General features: G+C 46.2%; 16 protein-coding genes. All 16 read left to right on the forward strand.

From position 1 onward, the window contains the following. The first annotated feature begins 22 nt into the window (after positions 1–22). The 16 genes from rpsO (at position 23) to yfmH (ending at position 19,695) form a co-directional block, all read left to right on the forward strand. Positions 23–292 carry a 30S ribosomal protein S15 gene (rpsO, locus tag ACE3K2_RS07390; protein WP_056700672.1) on the forward strand — a complete coding sequence of 90 codons (270 nt, stop codon included), beginning with the start codon at positions 23–25 and terminating at the stop codon, positions 290–292. Between the two features lie 259 nt (positions 293–551). Next, a complete protein-coding gene (gene pnp / locus ACE3K2_RS07395; RefSeq protein WP_421888584.1) occupies positions 552–2,654 on the forward strand; it encodes a polyribonucleotide nucleotidyltransferase in 2,103 nt (700 codons plus the stop codon). A gap of 175 nt (positions 2,655–2,829) precedes the next feature. Then, positions 2,830–3,825, forward strand: a complete 996-nt coding sequence (locus ACE3K2_RS07400) for a polysaccharide deacetylase family protein (protein ID WP_421888586.1) — start codon at positions 2,830–2,832, stop codon at positions 3,823–3,825. A 99-nt stretch (positions 3,826–3,924) separates the two neighbouring features. Then, on the forward strand, positions 3,925–5,208 hold the full coding sequence (locus ACE3K2_RS07405; protein ID WP_340401526.1) for a pitrilysin family protein: 1,284 nt from the start codon (positions 3,925–3,927) through the stop codon (positions 5,206–5,208). Then, positions 5,168–5,614: a dUTP diphosphatase gene (gene dut / locus ACE3K2_RS07410; RefSeq protein ID WP_421888588.1), complete on the forward strand. Its 447-nt coding sequence runs from the start codon at positions 5,168–5,170 to the stop codon at positions 5,612–5,614. The genes ACE3K2_RS07405 and dut overlap by 41 nt, the downstream gene beginning before the upstream one ends. Before the next feature lie 157 nt (positions 5,615–5,771). Next, the gene (gene dpsA / locus ACE3K2_RS07415; RefSeq protein WP_421888590.1) at positions 5,772–6,671 is read left to right on the forward strand and encodes a dipicolinate synthase subunit DpsA; all 900 of its coding nucleotides are present in this window, start codon (positions 5,772–5,774) and stop codon (positions 6,669–6,671) included. Beyond that, positions 6,668–7,264, forward strand: coding sequence for a dipicolinate synthase subunit B (locus ACE3K2_RS07420; protein WP_110893066.1), 597 nt, complete (start codon positions 6,668–6,670; stop codon positions 7,262–7,264). Before dpsA ends, ACE3K2_RS07420 begins: the two co-directional genes overlap by 4 nt. A gap of 373 nt (positions 7,265–7,637) precedes the next feature. After that, positions 7,638–8,855, forward strand: a complete 1,218-nt coding sequence (gene dapG / locus ACE3K2_RS07425) for an aspartate kinase (protein WP_253433880.1) — start codon at positions 7,638–7,640, stop codon at positions 8,853–8,855. Positions 8,856–8,902: 47 nt separating this feature from the next. Beyond that, entirely contained in the window at positions 8,903–9,781 is an 879-nt protein-coding gene (gene dapA / locus ACE3K2_RS07430; RefSeq protein ID WP_421888592.1) for a 4-hydroxy-tetrahydrodipicolinate synthase, read from the forward strand. A 477-nt stretch (positions 9,782–10,258) separates the two neighbouring features. Further along, entirely contained in the window at positions 10,259–11,938 is a 1,680-nt protein-coding gene (locus tag ACE3K2_RS07435; RefSeq protein WP_062833839.1) for a ribonuclease J, read from the forward strand. A gap of 220 nt (positions 11,939–12,158) precedes the next feature. Beyond that, the gene (locus ACE3K2_RS07440) at positions 12,159–12,932 is read left to right on the forward strand and encodes a ClpP family protease (RefSeq protein ID WP_421888594.1); all 774 of its coding nucleotides are present in this window, start codon (positions 12,159–12,161) and stop codon (positions 12,930–12,932) included. Further along, a complete protein-coding gene (locus ACE3K2_RS07445; RefSeq protein WP_339286440.1) occupies positions 12,929–13,159 on the forward strand; it encodes a YlzJ-like family protein in 231 nt (76 codons plus the stop codon). The genes ACE3K2_RS07440 and ACE3K2_RS07445 overlap by 4 nt, the downstream gene beginning before the upstream one ends. 90 nt (positions 13,160–13,249) lie before the next feature. Beyond that, positions 13,250–15,988 carry a DNA translocase FtsK gene (locus ACE3K2_RS07450; RefSeq protein ID WP_421888596.1) on the forward strand — a complete coding sequence of 913 codons (2,739 nt, stop codon included), beginning with the start codon at positions 13,250–13,252 and terminating at the stop codon, positions 15,986–15,988. A gap of 188 nt (positions 15,989–16,176) precedes the next feature. Next, entirely contained in the window at positions 16,177–17,004 is an 828-nt protein-coding gene (gene sleB / locus ACE3K2_RS07455; protein WP_421888598.1) for a spore cortex-lytic enzyme, read from the forward strand. 126 nt (positions 17,005–17,130) lie between these two features. After that, positions 17,131–18,411, forward strand: a complete 1,281-nt coding sequence (gene yfmF, locus ACE3K2_RS07460) for an EF-P 5-aminopentanol modification-associated protein YfmF (protein WP_421888600.1) — start codon at positions 17,131–17,133, stop codon at positions 18,409–18,411. Between the two features lie 3 nt (positions 18,412–18,414). Beyond that, complete coding sequence (gene yfmH, locus ACE3K2_RS07465) at positions 18,415–19,695, forward strand: EF-P 5-aminopentanol modification-associated protein YfmH (protein WP_421888602.1); 1,281 nt, start codon at positions 18,415–18,417, stop codon at positions 19,693–19,695. Position 19,696: the final 1 nt, after the last annotated feature.

Below are 19,696 nucleotides of genomic sequence, written 5' to 3' on the forward strand. Positions count from 1 at the left end.
TATATTGAAGGAGGTGAACAGGATGGCATTGACTCAAGAACGTAAACAACAACTGATCGACGAGCACAAAACTCACGAGTCCGATACAGGATCTCCAGAGGTGCAAGTTGCTATCCTTACGGAAAACATCAGAAGTTTGACAGACCATTTGCGTACGCATAAGAAAGACCACCACTCACGTCGTGGACTTTTGAAAATGGTAGGTCAACGTCGTAAGCTTTTGGCTTACGTGAAAAACAAAGATGTTAAACGTTACAGCGCACTGATCGAAAAACTCGGATTGCGTCGTTAATTATCGTACATGTTTTCAAAACCAACCTGGCTGTTATCCGTCATTCTTTTGTCTAAAAGGACAAGCGGAACCTACAGCCGGGTTGTTTTGTAGATGAGCATGTTGCCATATATTTGTAGATGGGGCTCCGTGAGGAGCTTTTGTTGTGCAGGTTAGCATGTTGAAAGATCTATACATAGCTAATGAATGCAGGACAAGCAGGAAATACTGTAAATATGCAGAATCCATTGAATTAGGAACGAAAAAAAGGAGGGGTTTCATGGAACAGCGTGTTGAAATGCAGCTTGGTGGAAGAAAACTTACGCTTGAGACTGGGCGTTTGGCCAAGCAGGCTAATGCTGCCGTTAAGGTAACATACGGGGATACCGTTGTATTGTGTACCGTGACAGCATCAAGTGAGCCGAAAGATCTGGACTTTTTCCCATTAACGGTGAACTATGAAGAAAGATTGTACGCCGTAGGTAAAATCCCGGGTGGATTTATTAAACGAGAAGGCAGACCAAGTGAGAAAGCAATTCTTTCTAGCCGTCTGACAGACCGTCCAATTCGTCCTTTGTTCCCGGAAGGCTTCCGGAATGATGTACAAGTTCTGAATATCGTTATGAGTGTGGATCAGGATTGCGAACCACAAATCGCTGCAATGATTGGTACATCAGCAGCATTGAGTATTTCGGATGTTCCATTTAGCGGACCGATTGGTGGCGTAAAAGTTGGACGTATTGATGGCGAGTTCATCATTAACCCAACGATTGCACAGCTTGAAATCAGTGAACTTGAACTGGTGGTTGCAGGAACTAAGGATGCAATCATGATGGTTGAGGCTGAAGCAAACGAATTACCTGAAGAAGTGATGCTCGAAGCAATCATGTTTGGACATGACGAGATCAAAAATATTGTTGCGGTAATCGAACAACTCGTGCAAGTTGCTGGTAAGGAAAAAATGGCTGTTAAATTGCATGCCGTTAATGCTGAAGTCAACAGCAGTGTGCGTGATTTCGCAAGTGCTCGTCTGGTTGAAGCTGTTAAAATTGCCGAGAAGCATGCTCGTCAAGATGCAATCGATCTAGTGAATGACGAAACGGTTGCTCACTTTGAAGAGAAATATATTGAAAGTCCTGAATTGCTTAAAGACGTGAAGGAAGTCCTGCATGATATCGTTAAAGAAGAAGTGCGCCGTCTGATCACGCATGATAAAGTTCGTCCAGATGGACGTGGACTTGCTGAGATTCGTCCAATTGAATGTGATACTTCCCTGCTGCCACGTACGCACGGTTCAGGTTTGTTCACACGTGGTCAAACGCAAGCACTTAGCATCTGTACACTTGGTGCACTGGGTGATGTTCAGATTTTGGACGGAATTAGCCTTGAAGAAACGAAACGTTTCATGCATCACTATAATTTCCCACCATTCAGCGTAGGTGAAGCTCGTCCATTACGTGCTCCAGGCCGTCGCGAAATCGGACATGGTGCTCTGGGTGAGCGTGCGCTTTCCAAAGTCATCCCTTCCGAAACAGACTTCCCATACACAATTCGTCTCGTATCTGAAGTTCTGGAATCTAATGGTTCAACTTCCCAGGCAAGTATCTGTGCCAGCACACTAGCGATGATGGATGCAGGTGTACCAATCAAAGCTCCAGTTGCGGGTGTAGCTATGGGTCTGATCAAAGACGGAGATCATGTATCCATTCTGAGTGATATTCAAGGTATGGAAGATCACCTCGGTGACATGGACTTCAAAGTAGCCGGAACACCTGAAGGTGTAACTGCGATTCAAATGGACATTAAAATTGATGGGATTGATCGTCAAATTTTGTCTGAAGCATTGGCTCAAGCCAAAGAAGGTCGTTTGCACATCTTGAGCAAAATGACTGAAGTGATGAATACGCCACGTGAGCAGTTATCACAATATGCGCCTAAAATTACAACGATGCACATCAATCCGGACAAAATCCGTGATGTAATCGGTGCAGGTGGTAAAATTATCAATAAAATCATCGAAGAAACCGGTGTTAAAATTGATATTGAACAGGATGGACGTGTCTTTATCGCTTCTTCCAACCAGGAGATGAATGATAAAGCCAAAGCGATTATCGAAGGTATTGTACGCGAAGTATTGGTCGGCGAGATTTATGTCGGCAAAGTAAAACGCGTTGAGAAATTCGGTGCATTCGTTGAAGTACTTCCGAACAAAGAAGGTCTGGTACACATCTCACAACTGTCAACAGAACGTGTTGCCAAAGTGGAAGATGTTGTAGCTATCGGTGATTCCATTACGGTAAAAGTAACGGAAATTGACCCACAAGGTCGAATCAACTTGTCCCGTAAAGCGGTTTTGACTGCTGAAGCTCCGGCTCAATCCTAGGATACCGAAGCGACAGGTTATAAATGGATATATTGAATGAAGAGACAGAATGTGAATTTCTGGCTCTTTTTTTAACGTTTAAATATAAAAAGCAAGGATGAAACCATGGCTTAGTATTCATATTCTTGCCCTTGTCCTCATATGATGGGGACAAAGACGGCGGGAGGATGGAGCTGTGGGAAACCAATCCAAAAAGCTGGCGGCTGTTCTGGCGGGTGTGACTGCGGTCATATTGATCGGACAAGTTGGCAGTGTACGTACATACATTACGGAGATCCGTGATGGGCCAGGTACGCAAAATGCTTTTGACATGTTCAAGGAAGCAACGGGAGAAGATGCGCTGTTGTCAGCGATTCGGGATAAAGCGGCTGAAACAAAAATTGCTCCGGTGAATGCCAGAGTGGATCGGGTATGGAAAGCGATTCCTGGCTATAATGGCATCGAGATTGATGTGGAAGCGACATACCGTAAAGCGCTGAGTGGAACGTTGAATACCAAAATTGCTTATGTCTACCGTCAGGTTGAGCCTGAGATTCAGCTTAAAGATTTGGGAGCACATCCGATCTATCGGGGGAATGCAAACAAACCGATGGCTTCTTTTATGATTAATGTCGCCTGGGGGAACGAATATATTAAACCGATGCTGGATACGCTGGATGCCGAGAAAGTGAAGGCTACTTTTTTTCTGGATGGAAGTTGGTTAAGCAAAAACGTTGAACTGGCCAAGGAAATTCAAAAACGTGGGCATGAGCTGTCCAATCATGCATATTCTCACCCTAATATGAGTCGATTGAGCGCGGAACGGGCCAAGCTGGAAATTAGTAAAACCCAGGATCTGCTCCATAAAACACTGGGGGTAGAGAATCGCTGGTTTGCTCCGCCTTCGGGTGACTTTAATCAGAAGACCGTTGACATTGCTTCTTCCATGGGATTGCAGACCGTGTTATGGACAGTAGATACTGTGGATTGGCGTAAGCCAAGCTCGGATGCCGTTGTTGCCAAAATTGCGAAAAATACCGAGGCAGGTACGTTAATTCTAATGCACCCTACTGCTTCTTCTTCGGGCGCTTTAAAAGGTATGATTCAATCCATTCGGGCCAAAGGTCTCATGCTCGGAACGGTAAGTGAAACGTTGTCTTCGGAACGTGTAAATACGTCTGCGGTTGAGTGAACGTTGTTTTTTTGTTAATATCAAACAGTTGGAACCAAATGTCGATTTCAATTTCAAGGTTGAGATCAAGGCAATTATAGAGATGTAGGAGGGCCAACCATGAAAAAAATTCAGCTGGGCAATGGCCTCAGAGTTGTCATGGAACAGATACCGACCTGCCGTTCTGTGTCTTTCGGAATATGGGTCAAGACAGGTTCGCGCAATGAGCAACCTGCAAGTAACGGAGTATCACATTTTATTGAACACATGTTATTTAAGGGAACAGATCGTTATGATGCCAAGGCAATTGCGGAGCAGTTCGATGCGATCGGTGGTAACGTGAATGCGTTCACTTCCAAAGAATACACGTGTTATTATGCTAAAGTATTGGATGAGCATTTACCGATTGCCGTTGATGTGTTATCTGATATGTTTTTCCGGTCCAAAATGGATGATGGTGAATTGATCAAGGAGAAAAACGTCATTCTGGAAGAAATCTCGATGTATGAAGATACGCCTGATGATATGGTACATGATCTGATGGCCTTGGCCGCCTATGGTGAGCATCCGCTCGCATACCCTATTCTGGGTACGGAAGAACGTCTCAAAGCGATGGATTCAAGCCATCTGCGTGCATATATGAAGGAGCATTACACGATTGAGAACACGGTCATTAGTATCGCGGGTAATATTGACGACAGTGTAATTGAGCTGATGGAGAAGCATTTTGGTGCTTTTGATGTCAATGGAGTAACGGAAGCAGTCACGATGCCAGCCTTCCAGAGCGGACAGCTCTTCCACAAAAAGAAAACGGAACAGAATCATATCTGTATTTCGTTCCCGGGCTGTAAAATCGGAGATCCGCTTCAATTCGCTATGGTTGTTCTGAATAACGCCATTGGTGGAGGCATGAGCTCCAGACTGTTCCAGGAAATTCGTGAGAAACGGGGTCTTGCATACTCCGTGTATTCCTATCATAGCTCTCATGCGGACAGCGGACTGTTCACAATATACGCGGGTACAGCACCAAAACAGACAAAAGAAGTGCTCGACCTCACCAAAGAGGTTCTGCGCGACCTGGCTGTAAACGGCTTGTCTGAAGATGAACTCCGTAAAGGAAAAGAACAGCTGAAGGGAAGCCTGATTCTTAGCTTGGAAAGCACAGGCAGTCGTATGAACCGTCTGGGTAAAAACGAGCTGATGCTGGGCAGACACCATACGCTGGATGAAATGATCACCAAAATTGAGCAAGTTACCATGGATGATATTAACGCGGTACTTGATCTGATGTTTGCTGAGCCTTTTGCACTTGCTATGGTTGGCGCTTCAGATAAGACGATCGCAGGACTTAGAAGGGATGATTTTGTTGCATTACGTTCAAATACAGAAACTGCCGGGCAATGAAGATATTAAGCTGCCACAAAAAATGTCGGAGCTGGCATCCGGTTTTGATGTCGTAGCTGCACTTCAGGAAGATGTTGTGTTGCAGCCGGGTCAGCGTACGCTGATTCCAACCGGACTTGCGATGGCAATGCCAGCTGGCTTGGAAGCACAGATCCGTCCTCGGAGCGGACTGGCTTTCAAACATGGAATTACCTGCCTTAACACACCGGGTACCATTGATGCGGACTATCGCGGAGAAGTTAAAGTGCTGTTGATCAATCTGGGTCAGGAACCGTTCACGATTGTACGGGGGGAGCGCATCGCACAGATCGTCTTCCAGACCGTGCCTGTAGTTGAATTGACAGAAGTGAATGAGCTTTCGGAAACGGTACGTGGCGAAGGCGGATTCGGTCATACTGGTAAATAATCAGCGTAAATATACCTATTTCTTAGAGTCGTCCCTGACAGGGGCGGCTCTTTTTTATATTCGAGAAACGGATGGTTGAATGCAATTATTGTTTTCACCCCGCTGTGGGCCCCTGCATACGATAAGGCATACATGTGGTGAAAGGAGTGACGTCCCGATGCTGACCGGAGTCCGGATTGTAGTCCTGGGCGGAGATGCGCGGCAGCTTGAAGTCATTCAAAAGTGCGCTGAGCTGGATGCAACGGTAAGTGTGGTGGGTTTCGATAAAATAGAGCGTTCCATTCCAGGGATGGAGCACCAGGAACTGGAGGACGAAGTGTTTGCTTCCGCAGATGTACTGGTACTGCCTGTTGTCGGTTGCGATGACCAGGGAAAAGTAAGTACTTCATTCAGTGACACGCCGATCTATTTGAAAAAGGAACATATTGCAGCTTTACCGGAGCATTGTATTGTGTTCACAGGTATGGCAAAGCCGTTCTTGCGCGAACTTTGTCTTGAAAATGGGCTGCGACTTGTTGAAGTACTTGATCGTGATGATATTGCACTTTACAACTCTATTCCAACAGCTGAGGGAGCCATCGCCATAGCTATTCGGGAGACGGACTTCACAATCCATGGTTCGGAATGCATTGTGCTTGGCATTGGTCGAACAGGATTCACAATGGCCAAAACACTGCAGGGACTTGGAGCAAATGTACGGGTGGGAATCAGGCGGGAAGAGGATGCTGCCCGCGCTACAATAATGGGCTGGAAGCCTTTCATGACAACGGATTTGGCCGCTCAAACCGGGGAAGTTGACTTGCTTTTTAATACGATACCGACTATGATAATCACAGCACAAATCCTGTCCAGAATGCCGCAAAAGGCTGTCATTATCGACCTCGCATCCGCTCCTGGCGGCTGTGATTTCAGGTATGCCGACAAACGCGGTATCAAAGCGCTACTTGCGCCTGGCCTCCCCGGCATTGTTGCTCCCAAAACGGCTGGCGGCATTATTGCCGACGCGTTGATCCGTTTGCTTTTGGAAGAACAGAACGCACGGGAGGTTAAATCATGAACTGGCAGGGAAAAACGGTAGGTTATGCAATTACAGGTTCTCATTGTACGTTTGAAGAGGTTATGCCGGTTATTAGCCGCTTCGTGGCTGAAGGTGCCAACGTCATTCCGATTATTTCGAATTCGGTTCTGACGACCGATACACGCTTCGGTACGGCGCAAAATTGGCAAAAACAGTTGAAAGATATAACAGGGAATGATATCATTTCTACAATTGTTGAAGCGGAGCCATTAGGGCCTTCCAAGCTGCTTGATGTGCTGGTTATTGCTCCATGCACAGGGAATACAACAAGCAAGCTGGCTAATGCGATGACCGACAGTCCAGTGCTAATGGCAGCCAAAGCGCAGATGCGCAATCAGCGTCCGCTTGTGCTCGCGATTTCCACGAATGACGGTCTGGGCTTGAATGCTGCGAATATCGCCAAATTGCTCGTGGCCAAATACTTGTATTTTGTGCCATTTGGGCAGGACGATCCAGTGAAGAAACCAAACTCGTTAGTTGCCAAAATGGAATTGATTCCTGAGGCTTGCTGGAGTGCCCTTGAGGGCAAACAGTTGCAGCCGATGATTGTGGAGCGTGCTTCACAAGCTTAAAGGATCATTGATTTGGTGACAACGTTTATGCGCTTGGAGAAATGAAGGGGTTTGAGAGACAAAGAAAATCATGGGGGACGATATGCTGGATTGAACAGCTACTTATGTCCACGTTCCTGTCTATAAGGCATTCCTGCTTGCAGGAGTAAAGGTTAAGCAAGCGGGAGAGGTCTATTGTGAATGTATGCGTCATGATCTCGATAACAACCGCCACCTTTGATTTGTGATTGTCCGAGACAATTACAAAAACAAGGAGTGGCATGGAATGCCGTATAAATGCTGAAATTATCGCATCAGAACGCTCCCTAGAGTGATCCATTTGTTGATTTGACCCGTGTCCAGTCTTCTTGCGTACACAAATGGAGGAATAAAGATGCGTATCATGGTACAGAAATTCGGAGGCACCTCTCTCTCCACTGTTCAGGCGAGAGAGCATGTGCTCCGTCACGTTAAACGTGAACTTGAGGCAGGATTGAGTCTAGTCATTGTTGTGTCTGCAATGGGGCGCCGCGGCGAGCCATATGCGACCGATACGTTGCTGGACTGGGCTGCACAGAACGGAAACGCACTATCCGCACGCGAAAAGGATTTACTGCTGTGCTGTGGTGAAATCATATCTGCAACGACTTTGAGCAGTTTACTCGAACACGAAGGCATTCCAACTACAGTGCTGACCGGTGCACAAGCAGGTTTTGTGACGGACGACAATTTCGGGAATGCCCGGATATTGGATGTCCGTCCTGTTCGTGTGTTGGAGCAGCTTCAGCTCGGCCGTGTCGTTATTGTAACCGGATTCCAGGGTCAGACGGAGAATGGAGACTTCACAACATTGGGGCGTGGGGGAAGTGATACGTCTGCAACAGCTCTAGGTGCAGCATTACGTGCTGAGATGGTGGATATCTACACCGATGTGAACGGGATCCTCACTGCCGATCCGCGAATTGTTGAGGATGCGCGTCCGCTGACTGTTGTGAGTTATGCTGAGATCTGTAATATGGCCCACCACGGGGCCAAGGTAATTCATCCACGTGCGGTTGAGATTGCCATGCAATCCCAGATTCCAGTACGGGTAAGATCTACTTTTGCAGACACGGAAGGAACGCTGGTTACGCATCCGGAAGGATTTCGGGATGTGCAGACAGGCATTGTTGACCGTTATGTAACAGGTATCGCCTACGTGAGCAATGTAACGCAAATTACGGTGGATGTGCCTGGTGGTGCAGATCGATTACAACTAAAAGTGTTCAAAACCATGGCTGAGAATTCGATCAGCGTTGATTTTATTAATGTTACCCCCTCGGGAGTTGTCTATACGGTTTTTGACAGTGATTCCGAGAAAGCCATACAAGTATTGCAGGAGATAGGTCTCAAGCCACAAAGCCTGTCCGGTTGTGCCAAAGTGTCCGTCATTGGCGGAGGCATTAATGGTGTACCTGGAATTATGGCTCGAATCGTCGAGTCCTTGACACTGGCTGACATTCAGATCCTGCAATCGGCAGATTCGAATACAACGATCTGGGTACTCGTAAAAAAAGAAGATATGGTTCAGGCCCTGAGGGCACTTCACGCCTCATTCGAACTTCATTTGTAAATAACTGAAGTTAGAGGAGCCAAACCTGTTTTGAAGGAGGAATCGAATTGGACTTTGGAAGATTGATTACAGCAATGGTCACTCCGTTCAATGAACAAGGAGAGATTCATTGGGAGGAAACGGCACGTCTTATCGACTATCTGATTGTAGATCAAAAGTCGGAGACACTCGTGGTTTCCGGAACAACAGGGGAGTCTCCAACACTTAGTGATACTGAGAAAGTTCAATTATTCGAATTTGCAGTGAAACATGCGGCCGGCCGGTGCAAAATTATAGCCGGAACGGGAAGCAATAACACGGCACATTCCATCCATTTGACACAGGAAGCTGAACGTGCCGGAGTGGATGGCATATTGTTGGTTGTTCCTTATTACAACAAACCAAGCCAAGAAGGTTTGTTCAGACATTTTGAAGCGATTGCAGGCTCTACCAAGCTGCCAATTATGCTGTACAACGTGCCTGGTCGCACAGTAACCAGCCTGTCAGCAGCAACAACGCTTCGCCTTGCACAGATTCCTAATATCGTCGCTACGAAGGAATGTGCATCTATGGAGCAGGTTACGCTGATTGCAGCAAGTGCTCCGGAGCATTTCAGAGTTTATTCTGGTGATGATGCTTCAGGTTTACCAGCGATTGCGGTTGGAGCACATGGAATTGTGAGCGTGGCCAGTCATGTCGTAGGGGCAGAAATGAAGAAAATGATTGACGCCTTCTATGGTGGAGCACCTCTTCAGGCTGCTCAGATTCATCAGCAGCTGTTCCCTGTGTTTAAAGGCCTGTTTGAGTGTCCACAGCCTCTACCGAACCCGGTAGCGGTGAAATATGCGCTGACATTGCGTGGTTTGAACGTTGGCTCCGTACGATTACCTCTTATTCCGCCAACGGAAGAGGAGCAGGTTTATATTAAAGGTCTGCTTAATTTATAATCATTTTGGTTGTATATGGCACTATTTTATTAATCATGGGAATATCCTTCAGATCAGCAAAAGAACCGCTCCTCTAAGTAGAGGATGCGGTTCTTTTTTTTATGAGTAATGTGAGGTTTCTTTTCCACTGCGAAGGGGAAACCTACAGGTTAACGAGAGAGTGACTTGTTTTTTTTGTTTTTAATCATGTATAATGATGTCAAGTGACTGGGTGCGGTATTTTTTTGAAATTGAAAGCGACATCGTTTCGTGGTGTAGCTTTGCGGTGAAAAAGGAAGGAACGGCTAAGAGGAAATTTCAACTCCAACTTGTTGGTAAAAGGGAATAACTTCGAAGAACTTCTTCCAAATATCGTGAATAAAGGTGTTCTTTTGCATTCATCCCGATGGTTGGGTATGTGATGTATGGACTACTTTTCTTAACTTACAATAAATAATAAGGTACGACGTCCAACTACCATAGGAGGTTTAGATTCATTTGTCTAAGAAAAATAATAACGATAAACTGATGATTTTTGCTTTGGGCGGCGTAGGCGAGATTGGTAAAAATATGTACGTCATCCAATACGCCAACGACATTGTAGTCGTGGATGCTGGTCTGAAATTCCCTGAAGAAGATATGCTTGGTATTGATATTGTCATCCCTGACATTTCTTACCTGACTGAGAACCGTGACAAAGTAAGAGGAATTATCCTTACTCACGGACATGAGGATCACATTGGTGGTCTGCCATATGTTCTCAAACATCTGAATGTTCCTGTATACGGAACAAGACTTACGCTTGGACTTGTAGAAAACAAGTTGAAAGAAGCGAACTTGCTGGGTGAAACAAAACGTATTCTGATTGATGCGGATTCCGAGATTCAACTTGGAACTGCATTGAAAGCATCGTTCTTTGCTACTAACCATAGTATTCCGGATTCTGTTGGTGTATGTGTCGAAACACCGGAAGGTGCAGTTGTTCACACAGGTGACTTCAAATTCGACCACACTCCAGTCAATGGTCAATATGCAGATCTTCAGCGTATGGCACAGATCGGAACAAATGGCGTGCTAGCGCTGTTGTCCGATAGTACAAACGCTGAGAAACCTGGATTCACACCATCCGAGAAAAATGTGGGTATCGTTCTGGAAGATATCTTCCGTAAAGCAAGTCAACGTGTTGTTGTAGCAACATTTGCTTCCAACGTACACCGTATCCAACAGGTCATCAACGCAGCAGAAGTGACTGGACGTAAAGTTGCAGTTATCGGACGCAGCATGGTGAATGTGGTGGGTATTGCGTCAGAACTGGGTTACCTTGAGATTCCGGATGGCATGATCATTGAACCTGAAGAAGTAGGCAAAATGGCTGCTGATCGTGTCGTGATTCTCTGCACAGGAAGTCAAGGAGAGCCAATGTCAGCATTGACACGTATGGCTCGTTCCACACACCGTAAAGTGGACATCCTGCCAGGCGACACCGTTATTATCGCAGCAACACCGGTTCCAGGTAATGAAAAATATGTAGGCCGTACGATTGATGAACTGTTCCGTCTGGGCGCTAACGTGCATTACAGCGGTGCTAACAGTGGTGTTCACGTATCTGGTCACGGTAGCCAGGAAGAGCTGAAACTGATGCTCAACCTGATGAAACCAAAATTCTTCTTGCCAATTCACGGTGAATTCCGTATGCAGCGTCGTCACGCAGTTCTTGCTGAATCTGTAGGCGTAGAACCGGAAAACATTTTCATCACGGACATTGGTGAAGTGATTGAAATTCAAGGTGGAGCAGCACGTAGAGCAGGTAAAGTCACTGCAGGTAACGTGTTGATCGACGGCTTGGGTGTAGGCGATGTGGGTAACATTGTACTGCGTGACCGCAAATTGTTGTCACAAGATGGGATCCTTGTTGTTGTGGTAACACTGAGCAAACAGGATGGAAAAATTGTTTCCGGTCCTGACATCATCTCTCGCGGATTTGTGTATGTACGTGAATCGGAAGGACTTCTTGATGAGGCCAACCGAATCGTTAGCAGCACATTGCAGAAGTTGATGAGTGAGAACGTTAACGAGTGGGCTTCACTCAAAACGAATGTTAAAGATGCACTGGGACGCTTCCTGTATGAGCAAACTCGTCGTAGACCGATGATTTTGCCAATCATTATGGAAGTTTAAAATAGCTAAACAAAAACATATATTCAGGCACACAGTCGCCCCTTCTCTACGAGTAATATTGGACGGTTCCTCGTAGAGAAGGGGCTTTTTTTGCGTTTTTCAGGGAGATCTGCAATATGATCGATATGTGAAGCAATTTGGATGAACGGGTATAAGGCAGCTGGAAAAATCCCCATACTAAGGAATACATTAAATGTTTCTGGAGAAGGGGATTACTGAAATGAATGAACGTATGAATGGCAAGCAGGCATCAAGATCCAATCAACCGGAAGTTGAAGCGCCGGAGATTCCGATTCAGGAGGACAAGAACATCTCTCCCGTGACAGAGACTATTCAGCAATTTGGGCAGACACAGTCGCCGGCAGGTGAATCGAATATTTTCTGTATGACCATTATTGGACAGGTTGAAGGGCACTTGATTTTGCCACCACAAAATAAAACAACTAAGTATGAGCATATCATTCCACAGCTGGTGGCTGCAGAACAGAATCAGCGGATTGAAGGTATTCTGATCATTTTGAACACGGTAGGTGGAGATGTAGAGGCGGGTCTGGCCATTGCAGAGATGATTGCTTCTCTGAGCAAACCTACGGTTACTGTCGTCATAGGAGGCGGGCATAGCATTGGAGTGCCGATCGCTGTAGCCTCAACGTATTCTCTGATTGCCGGAAGTGCAACGATGACGATCCATCCCATTCGGATGAACGGCCTTGTTATTGGTGTACCTCAGACGTTTGAATATATGGAGAAAATGCAGGAGCGGGTTGTTCGGTTCGTGACTTCGCATTCAAATATTTCTGAAGAGATGTTCAAAGAACTGATGTTTAAGACTGGTGAGTTGAATCGGGACATTGGGACAGCTGTAGGAAGCGCAGATGCCGTGAAATATGGATTGATGGATGCGGTAGGCGGAATTGGGCAAGCCATTGCTCAGTTAAATCAACTCATAGGAGACAAGAGACAGACTCTGCAAGCGGGAGGTTATACCCAATGACGTTATATACGGTGATGCCCCCGGAACAACTCTGGTCGGGAATGTGGAAAGAAGGCGAAGATACAAGGGAGATCAAGATGAATGGTTTATTAATGCAGGTGAGACCTGTCAATGAGAATGAAGCTGTTATTGTACGTTTGCTGGATTGTCCACTTGAAGCCTATCTCAATCCTGCTAATATGCCCGGTTCAACCATTCCACTTTCAGGTAACTTGGGATCAGCATAACGCGACGAATTCAGACAAATTGAGCAGAAAAAGAACATATGTACGGATTATATTTGTATGGTATAATATTCTTCTGGGGGTGACCTGATTTTGGCCAGAAGAAAAAAGAGGAAAAAAAAGGGCGCTGGTTTTAGCGGCGTTTTAAAATATGAAATTTACGGGATTGTGCTTATTACCCTTGCTGTTATTGCATTATCGGGTGAAGCCACCGTTGGACGTTCGCTTTCCAAGATGTTCGGACTGATGCTTGGTAAGTTTTATTTTGCGATTCCACTTGTTGGTATTTATTATGGTCTCATGGTGATGATTCACCGGAAGTGGCCGAGTGGCTGGACCACACGCAAAACAGGACTGGTATTGCTGGTCTTTGCGTTAACCCTGATGAGTACCGTCTCTGCAATGCACCAGAAGCTCATTCCGGTTGGTGCGCTTGAGCCTGGCGCTGTGATTACACAGGTACATAATGATATGCAAACCGAGTTGTTAACTCCTGCTGCACCAGGGGAGAGAGACTCTATGCTTAACAAGGATATCAGCGGTGGTTATCTCGGAGCTGGGCAATTTGCTCTCTTCCTGTGGCTGTTTGGCAGCCTTGGCGCAAGACTCATCATGATTGTTATGTTTATCATCAGTTTTATGCTGATCACTAGTTTATCTTATGTGGATCTGATTCGAATATTCCGGACCAAGATTTGGGATGCCGGGAGTTCGATGTACAAGAAGCTGGAGTCGAGGCCCTCTGTGCGTTCTGCCTCAGCGTCTGATGGAAGGAAAAAAGGTAACGCACGTAAAGTGGTACCTGTTCCTGTTGAAGATGATGAAGATGAGTATGAGGATGAATTAGAGGAACAGCATCTGCCTAAACGAAAATCCCCAATATTCTTCCAACTATTCGGAAAATGGGGAGCTAATCGGGAACAGGCGACATCTGGACGTGAAATGGATGAGGTCGATTCGGTAGAAACAGAACAGATTGTATACCGTGCCGAACTAGATCACAACGTAGAGGCGTGGCAGGATGCAACCGAAGACGTAGCCAACAAATCAGCTTCGTCACGTGTTCCTGTTCAGGCTAAACCTAACTCAGCGCCGATCATTCGAGACTTTTTCGAGCACGTCAGAACAGAAGAGGCAAGCATTGAAGATGATCTGGACGATGCTTATCCTTTCCCTGATGATCTGGCTGATCCGAACGTAGTGCAACAGGGCGAGCATGCCATTAAGATAACGGATGAACTGGTAGAGACAGAGTGGTCTGCATCGGATGCGGGTACGGACGGGATGAATGTTGTGGATGAGATTCAGAGTGGAGAAGAAGTGCCTAATGATGCAACGCAGGGAACAGATACTCCAACTCCTGAAGGGCAGGACACACAACCGGTGAAACCACCACCGCCACCTCCTAAGCCGTACAAGCTGCCATCATTCCGTCTCCTTGCCAAGCCGCACAATGGGGGCAAGGCGGGTGACCAGAAGGATTATATGCAGACAGCACGCAAGCTGGAAGCTACACTGGAGAGTTTTGGTGTCCGCGCCAAGGTGCTTGAAGTGGTCAGGGGCCCTGCCGTTACAAGGTATGAAATTCAACCTGATATTGGTGTTAAAGTCAGCAGGATTGTCAGCCTAACTGATGATATCGCGTTGGCTTTGGCTGCAAAGGATATCCGAATGGAAGCGCCGATTCCCGGGAAGTCTGCTATAGGTATCGAGGTACCTAATGGCGAGGTATCGGTTGTAACGATGCGTGAAGTAATGGAGACAGCAACGTTCCAGGATGCAGAATCCAAAGTGACCATTGCATTTGGCCGAGATATCTCCGGACAGACAATCATTGGTAACTTGGCTCGTATGCCCCATTTGCTGGTCGCGGGTGCTACAGGTTCCGGTAAGTCGGTATGTATTAACGGAATTATTACCAGCATATTGTACAAAGCCAAGCCGGATGAAGTGAAGTTCCTGATGGTCGATCCGAAGATGGTTGAGTTGAACGTATATAACGGAATTCCACATCTGATGGCGCCTGTAGTAACTGATCCTAAACGAGCGTCACTTGCTCTCAAAAAGATTGTAGTCGAGATGGAGAAACGATATGAACTGTTCTCCAAATCAGGCACGCGTAACGTTGAGGGCTACAATAATCTGATGAAAGATAATCCTGCGGCTGTTCTGCCTTATATCGTTGTCATTGTGGATGAGCTCGCAGATCTCATGATGGTTGCAGCCGGAGATGTAGAGGATGCCATTGCGCGACTCGCTCAGATGGCTCGTGCAGCAGGAATCCATCTGATTATTGCCACACAACGTCCTTCTGTTGACGTTATTACCGGGGTAATCAAGGCTAACATTCCATCGCGGATAGCCTTCGGCGTATCCTCACAAGTGGATTCCCGAACGATTCTGGATATGGGGGGGGCGGAGAAGCTGTTGGGTCGTGGAGACATGTTGTTCATGCCTATGGGTGCATCCAAACCGGTTCGGGTACAAGGTGCATTTATGAGCGATGAAGAAGTCGAGAATATTGTAAACTACGTACGTGGTCAAGGTGAAGCGCAGTATGATGAGTCCATTGTACCTGAAGTGGATGATTCCATTCAGGCAGCAGATGAAGTACAGGATGAGTTATATGAGCAAGCTGTACAGATTATCTTGGAGGCAAAACAAGCTTCGGTCTCCCTGTTGCAACGTCGTATGCGGGTTGGTTACACACGTGCAGCGCGTTTAATTGACTCCATGGAAGCCCGGGGTGTAATCGGCCCTTACGAGGGGAGCAAACCACGGGAAGTGCTGGTTTCGCTTGAACAGTATCAACAGAATAAAATAAGCTCGTAGTGACTTGGAAGTCCGGGTCGTTTAACGCCTCAACCTTATTGGTTGAGGGCTTTTTGTTTGCTCAGCGGACTGAAGTTTTGCCATCTACTCCAAAGATCGGATGATTTGGTGCATAGGAAACAAGCAGGCTTGTCATAATAACCTTAGCGATTCTGTTAATCCCACAAGAGAAAGGTAGAGCACAGTCGATGCGAAAAATGAACCTATGGCTTTTCACTGCTATTTTGCTGATATCCGCATTGGGAATTCGTTATTTGCTTCCTGGGAATACAGCAACTGAAAGTTCAGCCGAGCGTACACCGCAGGTAGAAGAAAAGGCCTTGCCTACGTTTAGCAGCAATACAGTGAAATATGGAAGTTACGGTCAGGATGTATATGAGCTTCAGGGGCGTCTGAAGTACCTGGGATTTTACAATGGTAAAATCGACAGTAATTTTGGCAGCAGCACACTGAAATCCGTCAAATGGTTTCAATCCGAGTTTGGCATGAAGGCAGATGGTGTGGTTGGAGCTGAAACCAAGCTTAAGCTGTACAATGCGTCAACCAAATGGTCACCAACAGAACCGCCGCTACACAAGGAATCCTCAGGTGGAAAGGATAGTAGTAACAATACGGCAGATAAAGAGCAAGACAATATGGGATCTGCCAATGCACTGGGGCTCTCAGAGAATGAACTCAAGATTATGGCTAACGCTGTATATGGTGAAGCACGGGGTGAACCTTTTGAAGGTCAAGTCGCCGTAGCGGCAGTAATTCTGAATCGCGTAAAATCCCCAAGCTTTCCGAGTACGCCTTCAGGTGTAATTTTTCAACCAGGTGCATTTACGGCTGTAGCGGACGGACAGATCTATCTGGAACCAAACGCACAAGCCAAAAAGGCAGTTGAACAGGCCCTGAATGGCTGGGACCCATCCGGTGGTTGTCTCTATTATTTTAATCCAAAGACAGCAACATCCAAATGGATCTGGACCCGTCCACAGGTGAAAACAATCGGGCAGCATATTTTTTGTATGTGATGATGTTGGAAGCAACCAGAAGGCGTGACTTCGGTTGCTTCTTGCCTTTTGAATGGGTTAAAATGGTTGTTACGTTTAGCATAATACGATTGCATGACAAATGACGCCGTAAAGGGGTTTTGACATTTGAATACATCAGGATTCGAACGAGGTAGCAAGAGAGAGTTTCGTATACATGTGCTTCCGACCAAACGTTTCAAAACGTTCGCTATATCGTTATATGCAGGAGTTCCCTTACGAGAAGATACAGTAACCAAAGTAGCGCTGACACCTTTTGTTCTGCGACGCGGCACGGAATCCTATCCGGAAACAACGCAATTTCGTGAGCAACTGGAGCATCTGTATGGAGCCGGTTTTGGTTTTGACGTCTATAAACGCGGGGATTATCAGATTGTACAGTTCCGGATGGATACCATCAATGATTCCTTTGTCGGAGGGGATGAGCAGCTACTGGATCGTTCATTTGCCTTTCTTGGAGAGGTTCTTACAAGACCTGCACAGGAGAATGGACATTTCAGGACGTCTTATGTACAAGCAGAACGAGAGACGGTCCGCAAAAAGCTGGAGTCCATCGTGAATGATAAAATGCGCTATGCGGCTGAACGCAGTATTGAGGAAATGTGCAAGAACGAGCCGTACCGTCTTCACCCACTAGGTGAGCGAAAAGATCTGCCCGGAATTGATCCTGACACACTGACTGCGTCTTATCAAGAGTGGCTGCAACAGGCGAGTATGGATCTGTACGTGGTAGGGGATACGACACTGGAAGAGGTGGAGAAACTTGTTCAGCGTCATTTCAATGTAGATCGAACGTCGTCCTCCGATTACCAGACACAGGCCGCAGTACGAGGAGACAAGGAAGTAGAGACCGTTGTTGAGCGACTGAATGTGAGTCAGGGAAAACTCAATATGGGACTCCGTACATCTATCACTTATGGAGATCCTCAGTATGCAGCAGCACTAATGTACAACGGGATTCTCGGTGGTTATCCTCATTCCAAACTGTTTGTAAATGTTCGTGAAAAAGAAAGCCTGGCCTATTACGCGTCTTCGCGATATGACGGACATAAGGGCATTGCCACGATTCAATCCGGGATTGAAATCCCTAATTATGAGAAGGCCGTCACCATCATCAAGCAGCAGCTGGAAGAAATGAAAACTGGAACGATCAGTGATCTCGAAATGTCCCAAACCAAAGCGATGATTCGTAACTTGCTTAAGGAAATGCAGGATTCTGCCTTTGAGATGATCGCTTATGACTTCAATCGACAGTTGTCTGGCAAGGAGAGAACCGCTGAAGAACTGTTGACTCAGGTAGAACAGATCAGCAAGGAAGATGTTCGTGAGGCGGCAGAACAATTCCGTCTGGATACGATTTATTTCTTGCGGGACGAGAAGGAGGAATAGTCGGTGGAGAGCATTCAGTATGAGCATCTGCAGGAGACACTATATTACGAAGTTATGGATAACGGACTGCATGTCTATATTTTGCCTAAACCGGGATTCCAGAAAACGTATGCTACGTTTGCAACCAAGTATGGATCGGTGGATAATCATTTTCAGGTTAAAGGACAGGAAGCAGTAAAGGTTCCGGATGGGATTGCCCATTTTCTGGAGCACAAAATGTTTGAAGAACCAACAGGCGATATTTTTGCAACATTTGCGTCTCACGGTGCCTCAGCTAATGCGTTTACGAGCTTTGATCAGACGGTTTATTTGTTTTCAGCGACCGAACATGTGAATGAAAATATACAAACATTAGTCGACTTTGTGCAAAATCCTTACTTCACGGATCAAAATGTGGAAAAGGAAAAAGGCATTATCGGACAGGAAATTGACATGTATGCTGACAATCCGGATTGGCGTGTTTATTTTGGATTGATCGAAGCCATGTATCAAAAACATCCGGTGCATATCGATATTGCAGGAACGGTGGAATCCATCCGTACGATTACCAAAGAGATGTTGTATGAGTGCTATAACACCTTCTATCACCCGAGTAATATGCTCTTGTTCGTGGTAGGTGGTGTAGATCCACAGGAAGTCATTGATATGGTTCGTTCGAACCAGGAACGGAAGGATTATAAGCCACAGGGGAGTATTCAACGTTTCTTTGAACCTGAGCCTGAGCAGGTAGGAGAAGCCAGACGGGAATCAAAACTGGCTGTTTCACTGCCCAAATGTCTGTTTGGATTCAAGGAGACGGACGTTGGATTGACCGGAGAAAAATTGTTGCGTCGAGATATGACAACACAGCTGATGATGGATCTTTTATTTGGTTCAAGCACACGTTTATTCCAGAAGCTCTACGATGAAGATCTGATCTCGGACAGCTTTGGTCATGAGTATAACAGTTCGCCGCAATACGCGTTTTCAGCCATTGGTGGGGATACGAAAGACCCGGATCAACTGCTCACGCGTATACGTGAAGAAGTGGATGCCATTGTAGAAAAAGGGTTCGAATCCACGGATTTTGAACGTGCACGCAAAAAGAAAATAGGCGGATATTTGCGTATGCTTAATTCTCCGGAGAATATTGCGCATGAATTTACGCGTCAGCAATTCCGTGGTGGAGATTTTTTCAATATGCTCCCGCTCTATGAATCGATTACACTGGAAGATGTAAATCTCAGACTGAGAGAGCATATTCGCTGGGATCAACTGGCTGTATCGCTAGTCGTGAGTCCTTGAT

Origin of the sequence: Paenibacillus sp., from assembly GCF_048976745.1 — a bacterium.
In the GTDB taxonomy this organism is placed as follows: domain Bacteria; phylum Bacillota; class Bacilli; order Paenibacillales; family Paenibacillaceae; genus Paenibacillus.